This is a genomic window from Pseudomonas guariconensis, assembly GCF_040822035.1.
GTDB classification, from domain to species: domain Bacteria; phylum Pseudomonadota; class Gammaproteobacteria; order Pseudomonadales; family Pseudomonadaceae; genus Aquipseudomonas; species Aquipseudomonas guariconensis.
On record NZ_CP162012.1, the window covers coordinates 4,696,073 to 4,711,601 of the forward strand.

Annotated in this window: 13 protein-coding genes and 1 riboswitch; of the genes, 10 read left to right on the forward strand and 3 right to left on the reverse strand. The window is 63.3% G+C overall.

Annotated features, from left to right (window positions below; translation table 11 throughout):
* Window positions 1–37: 37 nt before the first annotated feature.
* On the reverse strand, window positions 38–2,008 hold the full coding sequence (locus AB1N67_RS21790; RefSeq protein ID WP_367863380.1) for a sigma-54-dependent Fis family transcriptional regulator: 1,971 nt from the start codon (window positions 2,006–2,008) through the stop codon (window positions 38–40).
* A gap of 267 nt (window positions 2,009–2,275) precedes the next feature.
* On the opposite strand from AB1N67_RS21790, the gene AB1N67_RS21795 reads away from it, so the two are divergent.
* The 9 genes from AB1N67_RS21795 (at window position 2,276) to AB1N67_RS21835 (ending at window position 11,466) form a co-directional block, all read left to right on the forward strand.
* Window positions 2,276–3,796 (forward strand): aldehyde dehydrogenase family protein, encoded by a 1,521-nt coding sequence (locus tag AB1N67_RS21795; RefSeq protein ID WP_070575988.1) that lies wholly within the window; start codon window positions 2,276–2,278, stop codon window positions 3,794–3,796.
* A gap of 184 nt (window positions 3,797–3,980) precedes the next feature.
* A complete protein-coding gene (gene eat, locus AB1N67_RS21800; protein ID WP_070573967.1) occupies window positions 3,981–5,429 on the forward strand; it encodes an ethanolamine permease in 1,449 nt (482 codons plus the stop codon).
* Window positions 5,430–5,477: 48 nt separating this feature from the next.
* Window positions 5,478–6,872 carry an ethanolamine ammonia-lyase subunit EutB gene (locus tag AB1N67_RS21805; protein ID WP_070573965.1) on the forward strand — a complete coding sequence of 465 codons (1,395 nt, stop codon included), beginning with the start codon at window positions 5,478–5,480 and terminating at the stop codon, window positions 6,870–6,872.
* Window positions 6,873–6,880: 8 nt separating this feature from the next.
* Window positions 6,881–7,699, forward strand: coding sequence for an ethanolamine ammonia-lyase subunit EutC (gene eutC, locus AB1N67_RS21810; RefSeq protein WP_043210319.1), 819 nt, complete (start codon window positions 6,881–6,883; stop codon window positions 7,697–7,699).
* Between the two features lie 107 nt (window positions 7,700–7,806).
* Entirely contained in the window at window positions 7,807–8,265 is a 459-nt protein-coding gene (locus tag AB1N67_RS21815) for a GNAT family N-acetyltransferase (protein ID WP_043210178.1), read from the forward strand.
* Between the two features lie 247 nt (window positions 8,266–8,512).
* Window positions 8,513–9,160: a DedA family protein gene (locus AB1N67_RS21820; protein WP_043210180.1), complete on the forward strand. Its 648-nt coding sequence runs from the start codon at window positions 8,513–8,515 to the stop codon at window positions 9,158–9,160.
* A gap of 6 nt (window positions 9,161–9,166) precedes the next feature.
* On the forward strand, window positions 9,167–9,982 hold the full coding sequence (locus tag AB1N67_RS21825) for a zinc-dependent peptidase (protein ID WP_043210182.1): 816 nt from the start codon (window positions 9,167–9,169) through the stop codon (window positions 9,980–9,982).
* Between the two features lie 92 nt (window positions 9,983–10,074).
* Window positions 10,075–10,602, forward strand: a complete 528-nt coding sequence (gene ppa / locus AB1N67_RS21830) for an inorganic diphosphatase (protein WP_043210184.1) — start codon at window positions 10,075–10,077, stop codon at window positions 10,600–10,602.
* Window positions 10,603–10,788: 186 nt separating this feature from the next.
* Window positions 10,789–11,466 carry a S24 family peptidase gene (locus AB1N67_RS21835; RefSeq protein WP_317847651.1) on the forward strand — a complete coding sequence of 226 codons (678 nt, stop codon included), beginning with the start codon at window positions 10,789–10,791 and terminating at the stop codon, window positions 11,464–11,466.
* A 560-nt stretch (window positions 11,467–12,026) separates the two neighbouring features.
* On the opposite strand, the gene AB1N67_RS21840 is transcribed toward AB1N67_RS21835, so the two are convergent.
* Complete coding sequence (locus AB1N67_RS21840) at window positions 12,027–13,232, reverse strand: RtcB family protein (protein ID WP_090346934.1); 1,206 nt, start codon at window positions 13,230–13,232, stop codon at window positions 12,027–12,029.
* 95 nt (window positions 13,233–13,327) lie between these two features.
* Window positions 13,328–13,469, forward strand: a riboswitch (FMN riboswitch).
* A 79-nt stretch (window positions 13,470–13,548) separates the two neighbouring features.
* Between AB1N67_RS21840 and ribB the strand changes: the two genes are divergently transcribed.
* Window positions 13,549–14,199 (forward strand): 3,4-dihydroxy-2-butanone-4-phosphate synthase, encoded by a 651-nt coding sequence (gene ribB, locus AB1N67_RS21845; protein WP_317847554.1) that lies wholly within the window; start codon window positions 13,549–13,551, stop codon window positions 14,197–14,199.
* Between the two features lie 132 nt (window positions 14,200–14,331).
* Here the strand turns inward: ribB and AB1N67_RS21850 are convergent, their stop codons facing one another.
* Window positions 14,332–15,528 (reverse strand): SGNH/GDSL hydrolase family protein, encoded by a 1,197-nt coding sequence (locus tag AB1N67_RS21850; protein ID WP_367863381.1) that lies wholly within the window; start codon window positions 15,526–15,528, stop codon window positions 14,332–14,334.
* Window position 15,529: the final 1 nt, after the last annotated feature.

Below are 15,529 nucleotides of genomic sequence, written 5' to 3' on the forward strand. Positions count from 1 at the left end.
TAGCCCAGGGCGAGGGAAATCGCACTCGCTGTTTCGCTCAACCCGCCCTGGCGATGCCGTGTTTGCGCAGTTTTCGATACAAGGTGTTGCGACTGATGCCCAGATGCTCGGCGACATGTGTCATGTGCCAGTGTTTTGCCTCTAGCACGGTCAGCAGCGCGTCCCGCTCGGCATGCTCGAGCGTGGCGGGATCTCTGTGGGATCGGGCCTGCCCCGCAGTGGCGCCAGCAGGGTCGACATCCTTGACACGTTCGTGGGCCAAACCCGCTCCCATCGAGTCGGCGCCCGCTTTCACGATGGCTGGCAAGTCGGAAAACTCGATGCGATTGTCTTCACACAGAGCGACCAGCGTGCGCAGCACATTGCGCATCTGCCGCACGTTGCCCGGCCAAGCAAACTTCAGCAACGCCTGGCGAGCGGACGGTGCGAGGTCGATGGCCTCGCCAGAGGCCTCCTGGCGCAACAGGAAGTCGAGCAACTGCGCCTTGTCGCTACGCTCGCGCAACGCCGGCAGCGCCACTTCCAGGCCGTTGAGCCGGTAATACAAGTCCTCGCGGAAGCTGCCCTCGCTCACCCGTTCCAACAGGTCACGGTGGGTGGCGCTGATGATCCGTACATCCACCGCCTGGGGCTCCCCCCCAATCGGCACCACCTGGCGCTCCTCCAGCACCCGCAGCAGGCGAGTCTGCAGGGCAAGCGGCATATCGCCGATCTCGTCGAGCAGCAAGGTGCCACCATCGGCCTGCAGCAGCTTGCCGCGCATGCCCTCCTTACGTGCCCCGGTGAAACTGCCACCGCGATAGCCGAACAGCTCACTCTCGATCAGGCTCTCGGGGATCGACGCGCAATTGATGGCCACGAATGGCTTGTCGCGACGCTGACTGGCCTGGTGCACGGCCTGGGCGAACGCCTCCTTGCCGCAGCCGGTCTCGCCGCACAGCAGCAGCGGCACGTCACGTTCGAACACTCGCACGGCACGGCGCAAGTCCTGCTCCAGTGCAGGGTCGACCACGCAAATACCCGTAGGGATGTCACGCCGGATCTCGGGCAGGCTCGCCGGCACCGACCAGGCGGATGCCCGCGCCTGGCCACGCAGGGTGGCGAACACTTGGCGGCCATCGCGGGTATGCAGCGGCCAGGCCGTACTGCCTTGGGGTGTGGCACGACTGAACAGTTCGTCATGACTACAGGCGAAGAACATTCCCACCGGCTTGCCGAGCATACCGCCGCGGATGGTGCCCAGCAGGTTCAGCGCGCTCTGGTTGACCGCGCAGATCCGGCCTTCACCGTCGAATGCCACCAGCCCTTCACTGAACAGCCCGACCGACTCGGCCTGCAGGTGGAAGCGCAGCAGCCACCGATGCTCGAAATGACGCAGGAAGTAGCAGCTCTCGATCATTTTTGCCGACAGGTTGACCAGCGCCATGGTGTGGAACTGGCTCTGTCGCGAGACCTCCGGGCGGGCCGAAGACACATCGAGTACCGCCAGCAGCTCTCCGTGTGGATCGAACACCGGGCTCGCCGAGCAGGTCAGGCCGGTATGCCGGCCGCGGAAGTGCTCGCCTTGATGAATGGTCAAGGCCTGGCGCTCGACCAGGCAGGTGCCGATGCCATTGGTGCCTTCGCGAGCCTCGCTCCAGTCGGCGCCCAGCCACAGCCCGGCACGCTCGAAAATGCGCCGCTCGGTGGGGGCGGTCACGCAGTTGAGGATCACGCCGCGAGCATCGGTCAGCAGCACGGCATGGCCAGCGCCGGAAAGCTGCTGGTGCAGGCTGTTCATCTCAGTGTCGGCGATCTGCAGCACCTGCTGCAGGCGTTCGCGGCTTTCCAGCAGGCGACCATGCTCCAGCACCACAGGCGCCTGGGCCTGGGCCGGGTCGAGATGATAGTCCTCCAGGCAACGCAGCCAGGAGCGCGCGATCGAAGGGTCGCTGCCTGGCCCACTGGCCTGGCCACTGGCGACCGTGAGCACCTGGTGGGCATGGCGGCTGAACGAGTTGCTCTGCATTGTTGTTCTTCTCCGCAGATAGAGCGTTGCGCCAGCATCCTCCACCTGTCAGCGCATTGCAACGACACGCTGACCACTGAGTCATATGCTGTACCGGGAGCGGTACAAAATGTCACGACAGGCGTGCCACTGTTGCCACAGCCGCGCCCCCCACTTCCTCACCGCATCAGGCAAAGCCCTTGATCTACAAGGGGCGCACGGCACTGGCCCGACCTTTGCTCTACGCTTTTCAACTCCGCAACAAACACAATAGCCAGGAGACACACCATGCGTTACGCACATCCGGGTACCGAAGGCGCGAAAATTTCCTTCAAGAGCCGCTACGGCAACTACATCGGCGGTGAGTTCGTTCCTCCGGTCAAGGGTGAATACTTCACCAACACCTCCCCGGTGAACGGCCAGCCGATCGCCGAATTCCCACGCTCCACTGCCGAAGACATCGACAAAGCCCTGGATGCCGCCCACGCCGCCGCCGACGCCTGGGGCCGCACCTCGGTGCAAGACCGCTCCAATGTGCTGCTCAAGATCGCCGACCGCATCGAGCAGAACCTGGAGATCCTGGCCATCACCGAAACCTGGGACAACGGCAAGCCGATCCGCGAAACCCTCAACGCCGACATCCCGCTGGCGGTCGATCACTTCCGCTACTTCGCCGGCTGCATCCGCGCCCAGGAAGGCGGCGCCGCCGAAATCAACGAAAACACCGTGGCCTATCACATCCACGAGCCGCTGGGCGTGGTCGGGCAGATCATCCCGTGGAACTTCCCGCTGCTGATGGCCGCCTGGAAGCTCGCGCCGGCGCTGGCCGCCGGTAACTGCGTGGTGCTCAAGCCCGCCGAGCAGACCCCGCTGGGCATTGCCGTGCTGATGGAACTGATCGGCGACCTGCTGCCCAAGGGCGTGCTCAATGTGGTGCAAGGCTTCGGCCGCGAGGCCGGTGAAGCCCTGGCCACCAGCAAGCGCATCGCCAAGATCGCCTTCACCGGCTCCACCCCGGTCGGCTCGCACATCATGAAATGCGCCGCCGAGAACATCATCCCGTCCACCGTGGAGCTGGGCGGCAAGTCGCCGAACGTCTATTTCGAGGACATCATGCAGGCCGAGCCTGCCTTCATCGACAAGGCCGCCGAAGGCATGGTGCTGGCGTTCTTCAACCAGGGCGAGGTGTGCACCTGCCCATCGCGCGCCCTGGTGCAGGAGTCGATCTACCCGCAGTTCATGGAAGTGGTGATGAAAAAGGTCCTGCAGATCAAGCGCGGCGACCCGCTGGACACCGACACCATGGTCGGCGCCCAGGCCTCCCAGCAGCAGTTCGAGAAGATCCTCTCGTACCTGGACATCGCCCAGAAGGAAGGCGCCGAGCTGCTGACCGGCGGCAAGGTGGAGAAACTCGAAGGCAGCCTGGCCACCGGCTATTACATCCAGCCGACCCTGCTCAAGGGCAACAACCAGATGCGCGTGTTCCAGGAAGAGATCTTCGGCCCGGTGGTCAGCGTCACCACCTTCAAGGACGAAGCCGAAGCCCTGGCGATCGCCAACGACACCGAGTTCGGCCTCGGCGCCGGCGTATGGACCCGCGACATCAACCGCGCCTACCGCATGGGCCGCGGCATCAAGGCCGGTCGCGTATGGACCAACTGCTACCACCTGTACCCGGCTCACGCTGCATTCGGGGGCTACAAGAAGTCCGGTGTCGGCCGTGAAACCCACAAGATGATGCTCGACCACTACCAGCAGACCAAGAACCTGCTAGTGAGCTACGACATCAATCCGCTGGGCTTCTTCTAAATCGCGTTGCCTTTTTCGCGGGTGAACCTGCTTCTGCAGTGCTTGTGCTGTGGGGCTGGGTTTACCCGTACGGCCCAACAACCAGGGCGATGGCGTGCACCACCGCTCTGGCTCGCTTCTTGCCAGACCAATCACCAAGGGCCGGAATGCTTCTGGCCACCAAGAAAAACAACAGGTGAACACTATGCCAAGCGATCACTCCGGCAGCGCGCCGGCGAGCTCTTCGGTCGACTTCGAGAAAGTCGACGCGGATTATTTCCAGCACCGACAACTTAAAAAAGGCGCCGCCGGCTGGGTCCTGCTGGTCGGCCTGGGCGTGGCGTATGTCATCTCCGGTGACTATGCCGGCTGGAACTTCGGCCTGGCCCAAGGCGGCTGGGGTGGCATGTTCCTCGCCACCTTGTTGATGGCCACCATGTACCTGTGCATGTGCTTTTCCCTGGCCGAGCTGTCCTCGATGATCCCCACCGCCGGTGGCGGCTACGGTTTCGCGCGCAGTGCCTTCGGGCCTTGGGGCGGGTTCCTGACGGGCACGGCGATCCTGATCGAATACGCGATCGCGCCCGCGGCCATCGCTACCTTCATCGGCGCCTATTGCCAGTCACTGTTCGGCATCGGCGGCTGGATGGTCTACCTGGCCTTCTACATCATCTTCATCGGTATCCATATCTTCGGTGTCGGTGAAGCGCTCAAGCTGATGTTCATCATCACCGCCGTCGCCGCGATCGCCCTGGCGGTCTTCCTGGTGGCCATGGTGCCCCATTTCGAGGCATCCAACCTGTTCGACATCGCCCAGACCGACGCGGCCGGTGCCAGCAGCTTCCTGCCCTTTGGCTACGTCGGCATCTGGGCGGCGATCCCCTACGCCATCTGGTTCTTCCTCGCGGTCGAAGGCGTTCCCCTGGCAGCCGAAGAAACCAAGAACCCTCGCCGTGACCTGCCACGCGGCCTGATCGGCGCCATGCTGGTGCTGGTCGCCTTCGCCCTGCTGATCTTGGTGATCGGCCCCGGCGGCGCCGGTTCCGAAGCCTTGAAGGCTTCCGGCAACCCACTGGTCGAGGCATTGGCCAAGGCCTATGGTGGTTCCACCTGGATGGGCAGCTTCGTCAACCTGGTCGGCCTGGCCGGCCTGATCGCCAGCTTCTTCTCGATCATCTACGCCTATTCGCGGCAGATCTTCGCCTTGTCGCGCGCCGGCTACCTGCCGCGCAAGCTCTCGGAAACCAACAAGAGCAAGGCGCCGGTACTGGCGCTGGTGATCCCCGGCATCATCGGCTTTGGTCTTTCGTTGACCGGCCAGGGCGACCTGCTGATCCTGGTAGCCGTGTTCGGCGCCACGCTCTCCTACGTGCTGATGATGGCCGCGCACATCACCTTGCGCATCCGCCGCCCTAAGATGGAGCGTCCTTACCGCACCCCAGGCGGAGTCTTCACCTCGGGCGTGGCCCTGGTGCTGGCCTGCGTGGCCGTGGTCGCCGGTTTCCTGGTGGACCCACGCGTGGTGATTGGCGCTGCCGTGATCTATGGGGTATTAATTGCCTACTTTGCTTTCTACAGCCGTCACCACCTCGTGGCGGGGACGCCGGAAGAAGAATTCGCTGCGATCCAGAAGGCCGAAGAGGCCCTGCACTGATCGCCGACTTACGCCGCGGGCCGACCCGCGGCGCTCTGGAGATTCTGTATGGCAAGTTTCGTACACACGGTAGGCAACCAGATCTACCGCTTCGACAGTCTCAAGGACGTCTTAGCCAAGGCCAGCCCGGCCCGCTCGGGCGACTACCTGGCAGGCGTCGCGGCCAGCAACGATGGCGAGCGTGTCGCCGCGCAGATGGCCTTGGCCGACATCCCGCTGACGCACTTTCTCAACGAGGCGTTGATCCCTTACGAGGCGGACGAAGTCACCCGGCTGATCATCGACACCCATGACAAGCAAGCCTTCGCCCCGGTCAGCCACCTGACCGTCGGCGGGTTTCGCGACTGGCTGCTTAGCGAGGCTGCCGATGAACAGAGCCTGCGGGCCCTCGCCCCCGGCCTGACTCCGGAAATGGCCGCGGCGGTGTCGAAGATCATGCGTGTCCAGGACTTGGTGCTGGTCGCGCAGAAGATCCGCGTGGTAACGAAGTTTCGCGGCACCATGGGCCTGCGCGGACGTCTTTCGACCCGCCTGCAACCCAACCACCCTACCGACGAACCGGCCGGTATCGCGGCGAGCATTCTCGACGGCCTGCTGTATGGCAACGGCGATGCCATGATCGGCATCAACCCGGCCACCGACAGCATCGCCTCGATCTGCACCCTGTTGGAAATGCTCGATGCCATCATTCAGCGCTATCAGATTCCGACCCAATCCTGCGTACTGACCCACGTCACCACGTCGATCGAAGCGATCAACCGTGGCGTGCCGCTGGACCTGGTGTTCCAGTCCATCGCCGGCACCGAGGCTGCCAACGCCGGTTTCGGCATCAACCTCAACGTACTCAAGGAAGGCTACGAGGCAGGCCTGTCGCTCAAGCGCGGTACCGTCGGGCAGAACCTGATGTACTTCGAGACAGGCCAAGGCAGCGCGCTATCGGCCAACGCCCACCATGGCGTGGACCAGCAAACCTGCGAAACCCGCGCCTACGCCGTGGCGCGTCACTTCAACCCGTTCCTGGTCAACACCGTGGTCGGTTTCATCGGCCCGGAGTACCTGTACAACGGCAAGCAGATCATCCGCGCCGGCCTGGAAGATCATTTCTGCGGCAAGCTCTTGGGCGTGCCCATGGGCTGCGACATCTGCTACACCAACCATGCCGAAGCCGACCAGGACGACATGGATACGCTGCTGACCTTGCTGGGCGTGGCCGGGATCAACTTCATCATGGGCATCCCCGGCTCCGACGACATCATGCTCAATTACCAGACCACCTCCTTCCATGACGCGCTCTATGCGCGCCAGACCCTGGGCCTAAAACCTGGGCCTGAGTTCGAGGCCTGGCTGGAACGCACCGGGATCTTCACCCAGGCCGATGGCCGGGTACGCTTCGGTGACCAACTGCCGCCAGCCTTCCGCCAGGCACTGGCACAGCTTGCATAGGGATGACCATGGACCGACAGACACCCACTCCCGAAAATCCCTGGCTGGCCCTGCGCAACCTGACCCCAGCACGCATCGCCCTCGGCCGCACCGGCACCAGCCTGCCGACCGGCGCGCAGCTGGACTTCCAGTTCGCCCACGCCCAGGCCCGCGACGCCGTGCACCTGCCCTTCGACCACGCTGGCCTGCGCGAGCAACTCAATGCCCGTGGGCGCGAAACCCTGCTGGTGCACAGCGCGGCCAGCGACCGCCACCAGTACCTGCAGCGGCCCGACTTGGGCCGGCGCCTGGACGAGGATTCCGTCCAGCGCCTGCGTGAACACGCCCAGACCAACCCGGGCGGCGTCGATCTTGCGATCGTGGTCGCCGATGGTCTGTCGGCCCTGGCCGTGCATCGCCATACCCTGCCCTTCCTGGCCCGCTTCGAAGAGCAGGCCGCAGCCGACGGCTGGCGCTGTGCACCCGTCGTGCTGGTGGAACAGGGTCGTGTGGCAGTGGCCGATGAAGTCGGTGAACTGCTCGGCGCGCGCATGACGGTCATGCTGATTGGCGAACGCCCGGGCCTGAGCTCGCCCGACAGTCTGGGTCTGTACTTCACCTATGCGCCCAAGGTCGGCCTTACCGATGCCTACCGCAACTGCATCTCCAACGTCCGCCTGGAGGGCCTGAGCTACGGCATGGCGGCCCACCGTCTGCTGTACTTGATGCGCGAGGCCTGCCGGCGCCAGCTCTCCGGGGTGAACCTCAAGGACGAAGCCGAGGTGCACAGCATCGAGAGCGAGGCGGCTTCAGGCAAAAACGGAAACTTCCTGCTGGGAGAGCGGTAAAAAACATGTAATGGAAGGCGGATTGCGCTTCTAACCTGCTTTGGGCAGCATGCGATTGAAGCTGCTGGCAATCCGCCGTATCCCCAAATGGACACTGAGGGCCGCACATGCGCATCATCAAGGCAACCCTGGAACACCTCGACCTGCTGACCCCATTGTTCGTGAAGTACCGCGAGTTCTATGGGCAGTTGCCCTACCCGGACAGCTCACGCAGTTTTCTGGAAAAACGCCTCAAGCGGGGCGAATCGGTGATCTACCTGGCCCTACCGGATGACGAAGAGGGTCGCCTGCTTGGCTTCTGCCAGCTGTACCCGAGCTTTTCCTCCCTGTCGCTCAAGCGCGTGTGGATCCTCAACGACATCTACGTGGCCGAAGATTCCCGGCGCATGCTGGTGGCCGATCATCTGATGCGTGAAGCCAAGAAGATGGCCAAGGACACCAACGCCGTGCGCATGCGGGTCTCTACCAGCAGCGACAATGACGTGGCACGCAAGACCTATGAATCGATCGGTTTTCGCAAGGACACCGAGTTCGAAAACTACATTTTGCCGATCACTCAGGACTGAGCACCGCCTTATCCTGTGGGAGCGAGTTTATTCGCTCCCACAGGGGGATGAATCGCTTGGATTCCCTGAGCAACGCCCCTCGAAACCCGCCGCTACAAACTCCCCGGGCACATTCCTGCCATCGCCGTATAATGCCCTTCCTGTCATGTGTGAAAATTTACCCATCCGCAGGTAAAAAAGCCTACGCCCTTGGCACAGTCCGTCATCGTGCGCCCGTAGCTGCGGGTCAAGAACACAGGTGTTGTACATGGAATTCAACCCGCTGGACCTTATCCTGCATCTCGATGCTTACCTCGATCTGCTGGTCACCAACTACGGCCCCTGGATCTACGCGATTCTCTTCGCGGTTATCTTCTGCGAAACCGGCCTGGTGGTGATGCCCTTCTTGCCGGGCGACTCCTTGCTGTTCATCGCTGGCGCCGTCGCTGCAGGCGGTGGCATGGATCCGGTACTGCTGGCCGGCCTGCTGATGGCGGCGGCGATCCTGGGCGACAGCACCAACTACGTCATCGGCCGAACCACGGGCGAGCGACTGTTCCGCAATCCCAACTCGAAAATCTTCCGCCGCGACTACCTGCAGCGTACCCATGACTTCTACGAGCGCCATGGCGGCAAGACCGTGACCATGGCGCGCTTCCTGCCGATCCTGCGGACTTTCGCGCCATTCGTCGCTGGCATCGCACACATGCTCTACCCGCGTTTTTTGGCCTTCAGCATCACAGGTTCGCTGCTGTGGGTCGGCGGCCTGGTGACCCTGGGCTACTTCTTCGGCAACGTCCCGTTCATCAAGCAGCACCTGTCGCTGATGGTCGTCGGCATCATTATCCTGTCGCTGGTGCCGATGATCCTGGGTCTGCTGCGTGGCCGCCTGGGCCGCACGGCGAAGGCCCACTGACCGGTCATGTGGTCGCTGCGCGCCTGGCGTCGCCGACGTACCCTGGCTCGATACCCCGTCGATCCGCAGCTGTGGCAGGTGATTCGCGAGCGCCTGCCCATGCTCGACGGCATCAGTGACGAAGAAGACCGCACCCTGCGTGAAGCCTGTGTGCTGTTTCTGCACGACAAGCACCTGACCGCCTTGCCCGGGGTGCAGTTGGACGACGAACAGCGTCTGTTCCTCGCCGCCCAGGCCCAACTGCCGCTGCTGCATCTAGGCGAGCTGAACTGGTACCAGGGCTTCCACGAAATCATCCTCTACCCCGACGACTTCGTGAGCCCCCAGCGCCACCGCGACGCCAGCGGTGTCGAACACACTTGGGACGCCGAGCACAGCGGTGAAGCCTGGCAACAGGGCCCCGTGATCCTGGCTTGGCCCGGGGTGCTGGCCAGTGGCGGCTGGGAAGGCTACAACCTGGTGATCCACGAACTGGCCCACAAGCTCGACATGCTTAATGGCGATGCCAATGGTCTGCCGCCGCTGCACAAGGGCATGCGCGTGGAAGACTGGGCCAGCGCCATGCAGCAGGCCTATGACGACATGAACCGGCAATTGGACGCCAATCCCGACGCCGAGACCGCCATCGACCCGTACGCCGCCGAAAACCCGGCGGAATTCTTCGCCGTCACCAGCGAGTACTTCTTCAGTGCGCCCGACCTGCTGCACCAGGTTTATCCACAGGTGTACCAGCAACTGGCGCTGTTCTATCGCCAGGACCCGCTCGCACGCCTGGACCGGTTGCAGGCCGAGCACCCTCTGTACCGCGAAACCCAGGCCTGACGGGGCCGCACATCCGGCGGGGCGTGGCATGCCCGGTAGGAATGTGCCTATAATCGCCGCCACTTTTTGGTCAAACACGGGGGCACTGCCCAATGAGCTACAGCAAGATTCCGGCGGGCAAAGACCTGCCGAACGACATCTACGTCGCCATCGAGATCCCGGCTAACCACGCGCCGATCAAGTACGAGATCGACAAGGACAGCGACACCCTGTTCGTCGACCGTTTCATGGCCACCCCGATGTTCTACCCAGCCAACTACGGCTACATCCCGAATACCCTGGCCGACGACGGTGATCCGCTGGACGTGCTGGTCGTGACCCCGTACCCGGTCGCTCCAGGTTCGGTCATCCGCGCCCGTCCGGTCGGCGTCCTGCACATGGACGACGAGAGCGGTGGCGATGCCAAGGTCCTGGCCGTTCCGCACGACAAGCTGAGCCAGCTGTACGTCGACGTGAAGGAATACACCGACCTGCCAGCCCTGCTGCTGGAACAGATCAAGCACTTCTTCGAGAACTACAAAGATCTGGAGAAAGGCAAGTGGGTCAAGGTCAAGGGCTGGGAAGGCGCTGATGCCGCCCGTGCCGAGATCACCAAGTCGGTTGCCGCCTACAAGGGCTAAGACCGGATTGAAGAAAAGCCCTGCTTCGGCAGGGTTTTTTTTGCCTGGTTGAAATGCACGGCACCTTCACGCGAAACGGCCTACTTTGCCCTACGCAAAGCTCCGACAATTGCATTTATTTCCTACAAAACTCATCAACTCCCGGTTCATTCCCGCCCCCGCACCGACTCGCTAGACTCGGCCTCCATGAATACTTCCGGTGACCGTCTCAGAGTCCTCCTCCAGGAGTGCCACCTGACCCCTTCCGACTTTGCCATCCTTCGCGGTGTCACACCCCAGCACGTCAACAACTGGTTCAGGCGCGGCGTGCCCTTGGCCCGGCTGGACGATATCGCCGAACTGTTCTGCGTACATCGGCGCTGGCTGCGCACGGGCGAAGGGCCCAAGCACGTCAATCCACTCGCGAACCCATACCCCTCGCACCTCAACATGGCGCAACCAGCCAATCAAGAAGGGACCTTCATCCGCCTCCCGATCCATCTGCTGCGCAATGGAACGCTCCAGCCCGACGAAGACAAATACCTGTCGTTTTCCGAACAAATGCTGCAGATGCTGGGCGTTGCCCCAGAAGATGCCGCCTGCATCCCGATGCCCATGACCGGCATCGCTTCGATCATCCCCACCGACGCCACCCTGGTCATCGACCGGAGCCTGACATGGGTCGTGGACGGCGAGACCTACGTGTTGATGCACAATGGCCGCTTGAGGGTTCATCGCCTGAGCCGCGATCGACTGGACAACCTGTACCTGCACGGTCATGAGCCCACAGAGCGTTACACCCCCCGCCAGCGCCAGGCCCAGGGCATGCAGATCCTCGGTTGGGTATTCCACTGGTCATGTTTCAGCCTACGCCGCCCTTGCTGAAACACCCCGGCGCCACTTTTTGCTGGGCAACCCGCGCCAGCCCTAGTATGCTACGCCGCACATTCAGCCCCGGCCGGCGCAAGCCGCGATCCAGAGGGCCTGGCGACGCCTCACACAGCCGTCCGCCATCTCTTTTCAGGCCTTCATGGCCATCCCGTTAAGGCGGTTGCGGCTTACCAAAAATTAGCCAAGACCGTCCCCGAGAAGCCGGCCACAAGCCGGCTTTTTAATTGTCCGCAAATGCTCCTATCCCCTGCGTGACATGGGCGCTGCGGCAATGATCAAGCTCGTGCAGCCAACGGCAACGAGCACCCAGGCCGAAAAAACATGCGACATCCCTGTGCCCCTTCTGATCATCCGATATCCAGTAGGGGCGGGATTAAACCAACAGGTAATCGGGCCGTAGGTAGGTGTTCAGTGGTTTGGGAAGGGTCCTAAAAGCTTCTCTCCGAAAAGAGAACGAGGGGTGCTCGAGATCCTACTTTTTTCGCCGGTGGAGGATTCTCCGCACCCAATCAAGGGCTCGGCGCAATCATCATCCGAACCCGCACCTACAAGGCTTAGCCTTTGACACACACCACCTGACGCAAGGTGTGAAGCACTTCCACAAGCTCTCGCTGGGCGTGCATCACCGCATCGATGTCCTTGTAGGCCATCGGGATCTCATCGATCACGTCCTTGTCCTTGCGGCACTCCACGTGTGCCGTGGCCCGCCGCTGGTCCTCGACAGTGAATTGGCTCTTGGCCTTGGTGCGGCTCATCACCCGACCTGCGCCATGGCTACAGGAGCAGAACGACTCTTCGTTGCCCAGCCCACGCACGATGAAGCTCTTGGCGCCCATGGATCCGGGAATGATACCCAACTGGCCTTTTTGCGCTGACACCGCGCCTTTGCGGGTGACCAATACCTCACGGCCGAAGTGCTGCTCACGCTGCACGTAGTTGTGGTGGCAATTGACCGCCTCGAGATTCGCTTCGAAAGGCTTGCCCAAGACCTTGCGCGTGGTGGCAATCACCGCCTGCATCATCAGCTCGCGGTTGTGCCGTGCGAAGTCCTGGGCCCACTCCACCGCCTCCACGTAGTCTGCAAAATGCCGGCTGCCTTCTTCGAAGTAGGCAAGGTCCTTGTCGGGCAGGTTCGCCAAGTGCTGGCGCATGTCGGCCTGGGCCAGTTCGATGAACAGGTTGCCGATGGCGTTGCCGACACCGCGCGAGCCACTGTGCAGCATGAACCACACGCGGTCGGCCTCATCCAGGCAAACCTCGATGAAATGGTTGCCGCCACCCAGGGTGCCCAGGTGATGGCGATTGTTGGTTTTCTCCAAGCGCGGGTACTTGTCTGTGATCGCCTTGAAACGCGCGGCCAGCCCGCGCCAAGCCTGGTCGGCATGGTTAGGCACCGCGTCCCAGGCGCCCTGGTCACGCCGCCCGAAGGTCTTGCCATGGGGCACGGCTTTTTCGATGGCGCTGCGCAGGCCGTGCAGGTTATCCGGCAAGTCACGGGCGTGCAGCGAGGTGCGCGCGGCGATCATGCCGCAACCGATGTCCACCCCCACCGCAGCCGGGATGATCGCCCCGACAGTAGGGATGACGCTACCGATGGTCGAGCCCTTGCCCAAGTGCACGTCCGGCATCACCGCAAGGTGCTTGAAGATGAACGGCATGCGCGCGGTATTCATCAGTTGTTTGCGGGCGTCGTCCTCCACCGGCACGCCTTCGGTCCACAGCTTGACCGGCTTGCCGCCGGCGACGTCGAGAATGTCCATGATGTACTGCCTCACAAAAGCCTTGGTGGCCATGATACCGCCGAAGGTCGTACACCGCCGGCTTGCCAGCGGGGTGGCACAGTGGGGTATGCTTGCCCGGTCTTCAGGGCGGGGTGAAAGTCCCCACCGGCGGTAAATCGAAAGATAAGCCCGCGAGCGCCCCGGCCATGCCGGGGGTCAGCAGACCTGGTGAGATTCCAGGGCCGACGGTCATAGTCCGGATGAAAGAAGGCGTCAGGCGGGGGCCATCCGGTGCTCCTGCGCGCGCATTTTGTTCGCCCCGAGACGTTCATCGATCATTTACGAGGAGCGTTTCATGTCCACCACGCATCATCCCCAATTCCCCAATGTCACCGCTGCCATCGCCGCCTTCCAGGCCGGGCGTCCTGTGCTGCTGCTCGACGATGACGACCGCGAGGACGAAGCGGACATCATCGCCGCCGCCGAGAACATCTCGCTGCAGACCATGGCCATGATGATCCGCGACTGCAGCGGCATCGTCTGCCTGTGCCTGGACGAAGCCACGGTCGACGCCCTGCAATTGGCGCCGATGGTGCAGAACAACCAGGCGCGCCATGGCACCGGCTTCACCGTCAGCATCGAAGCGGCTGAGGGCGTCAGCACCGGCGTGTCCGCCCAGGACCGCATCACCACCATCGAAGCCGCGCTGCGCTCCACTGCCGAGCAGCGCCACATCGTCAGCCCCGGGCATGTGTTCCCGCTGCGTGCGCGCAATGGCGGCGTCCTGACACGTCGTGGCCACACTGAAGGCTCGGTGGACCTGGCACGCCTGGCCGGCCTGCGCCCGGCGGCGGTGCTGTGCGAACTGATGAACCCCGACGGCAGCATGGCCCGGGGCGAGCAGGTGGCGGTCTATGCCCGCCAGTACAACCTGCCGGTGCTGACCATCGAGGAGTTGGCGCGCTATCGCGAGGCGATGGCCGAGCGCGAAGCCGTGCCGGCCTGAGTCAGCGCAACATGCTTGCTGCGCGGCGACTTCTGCGCAGTGAACCCGCTCCCACTAGATCCTAGGCGCTCTCGAGAGCATCGTGGTTTTTGCGGGAGCGGGCCGTCTTCGGCGCTCACAATGCTGCCGCTGTCAGCGCAGCTGCAGCGGCCCTTTCAAGAATTGATACAGCCCCGCCGCGCTTTTGCGATACCCCTCGGCGGTCAGGTGCACCAGATCCGGACGCGCCAGCCCACTCGCTTGCCAGGCCGCGATCGAGCACGGCCCACCCATGTATGCCTGCCAGTCCCAGAACAGCGCCTTGTGCTTCTGCGCGGCCTGGCGCTGGATGCGAATCACCGACGCCAACGGCTGCGGCTGGCGGGCCGTACAGGTGCGAGCCTTGCGATGCTTGATCGAGTCGGGCGGGCCTATCAACAGGATCGCCGCACGCGGCAGCGCCTGGCGCAGTCCGCTGAGGGCCGCGTCCAACTGCGATTGGTAGAGACTCAGGTCGAGGGTGTCATCGAAGGCTTCGTTGGTGCCGTAGGCGAGGATCACCAAGTCCGGTCGCAGGGTCTTGAGGCTCTCCTGCCAACCGGGTTGCCACTTGTTCACCACCTCCAGCCGAGCACCGTTGATGCCCAGGGACGAATAGGTCACGCCGGCGTTCTTCTGGCCCTGGATGTACCAGCCACCCAGTATCACACCTTGACTGTCTTCCACGCCGAGCCGCACCGGCAAGCTCAGATTGGTGAACGCCGGACTGAAGCGCCACTGCCCATTGCTGGCCGGGAGCATGCGCCGCTGGTTGCCATTGGCCACCAGCGTGCTGTTGCCTGCTGCCTGGTACAACGCCGAGATTCGGTAGCGCTGCGTATCGGGGTCGCGGGCCTGAAGCGTCACGCTGGCGTTTGCCAGCACCGGCCGCGACAAGTATCCACCCAGGGGAAACTGGCTGCTCTGCTGATTGCGCGCCGACACCAACTCCCACTGTTGCCGCGCACTGGCGACGATCACCCGGTCGTTGCGGATTCCCGGCACGGACGATGCCGGTATCAAGCCGATACCCCCATCGCCATAGCGCTGCTGCAACAACCGACGCAGCTCGCCGCTGAACAGGTCGGCGGCGGTATGCGAGTCACCGAACTGGACGATGGAGACGCCCGCTCGATTGGCGCCGCGCAGTTTGTTCGCCAGCAGCGCGATGTTGCCATCCTGACGCGCCGGCTGTGCGGGAACCGTCCTGGCCGCAGGCTGTGCCTGCGCGGCAGCCCCCGCACCGGTGCTGCAGCCTGGCAGGGCGCAGATCAGCAGGGTCAGGCCCAGCAGGTGATGCCATTGGCGCATT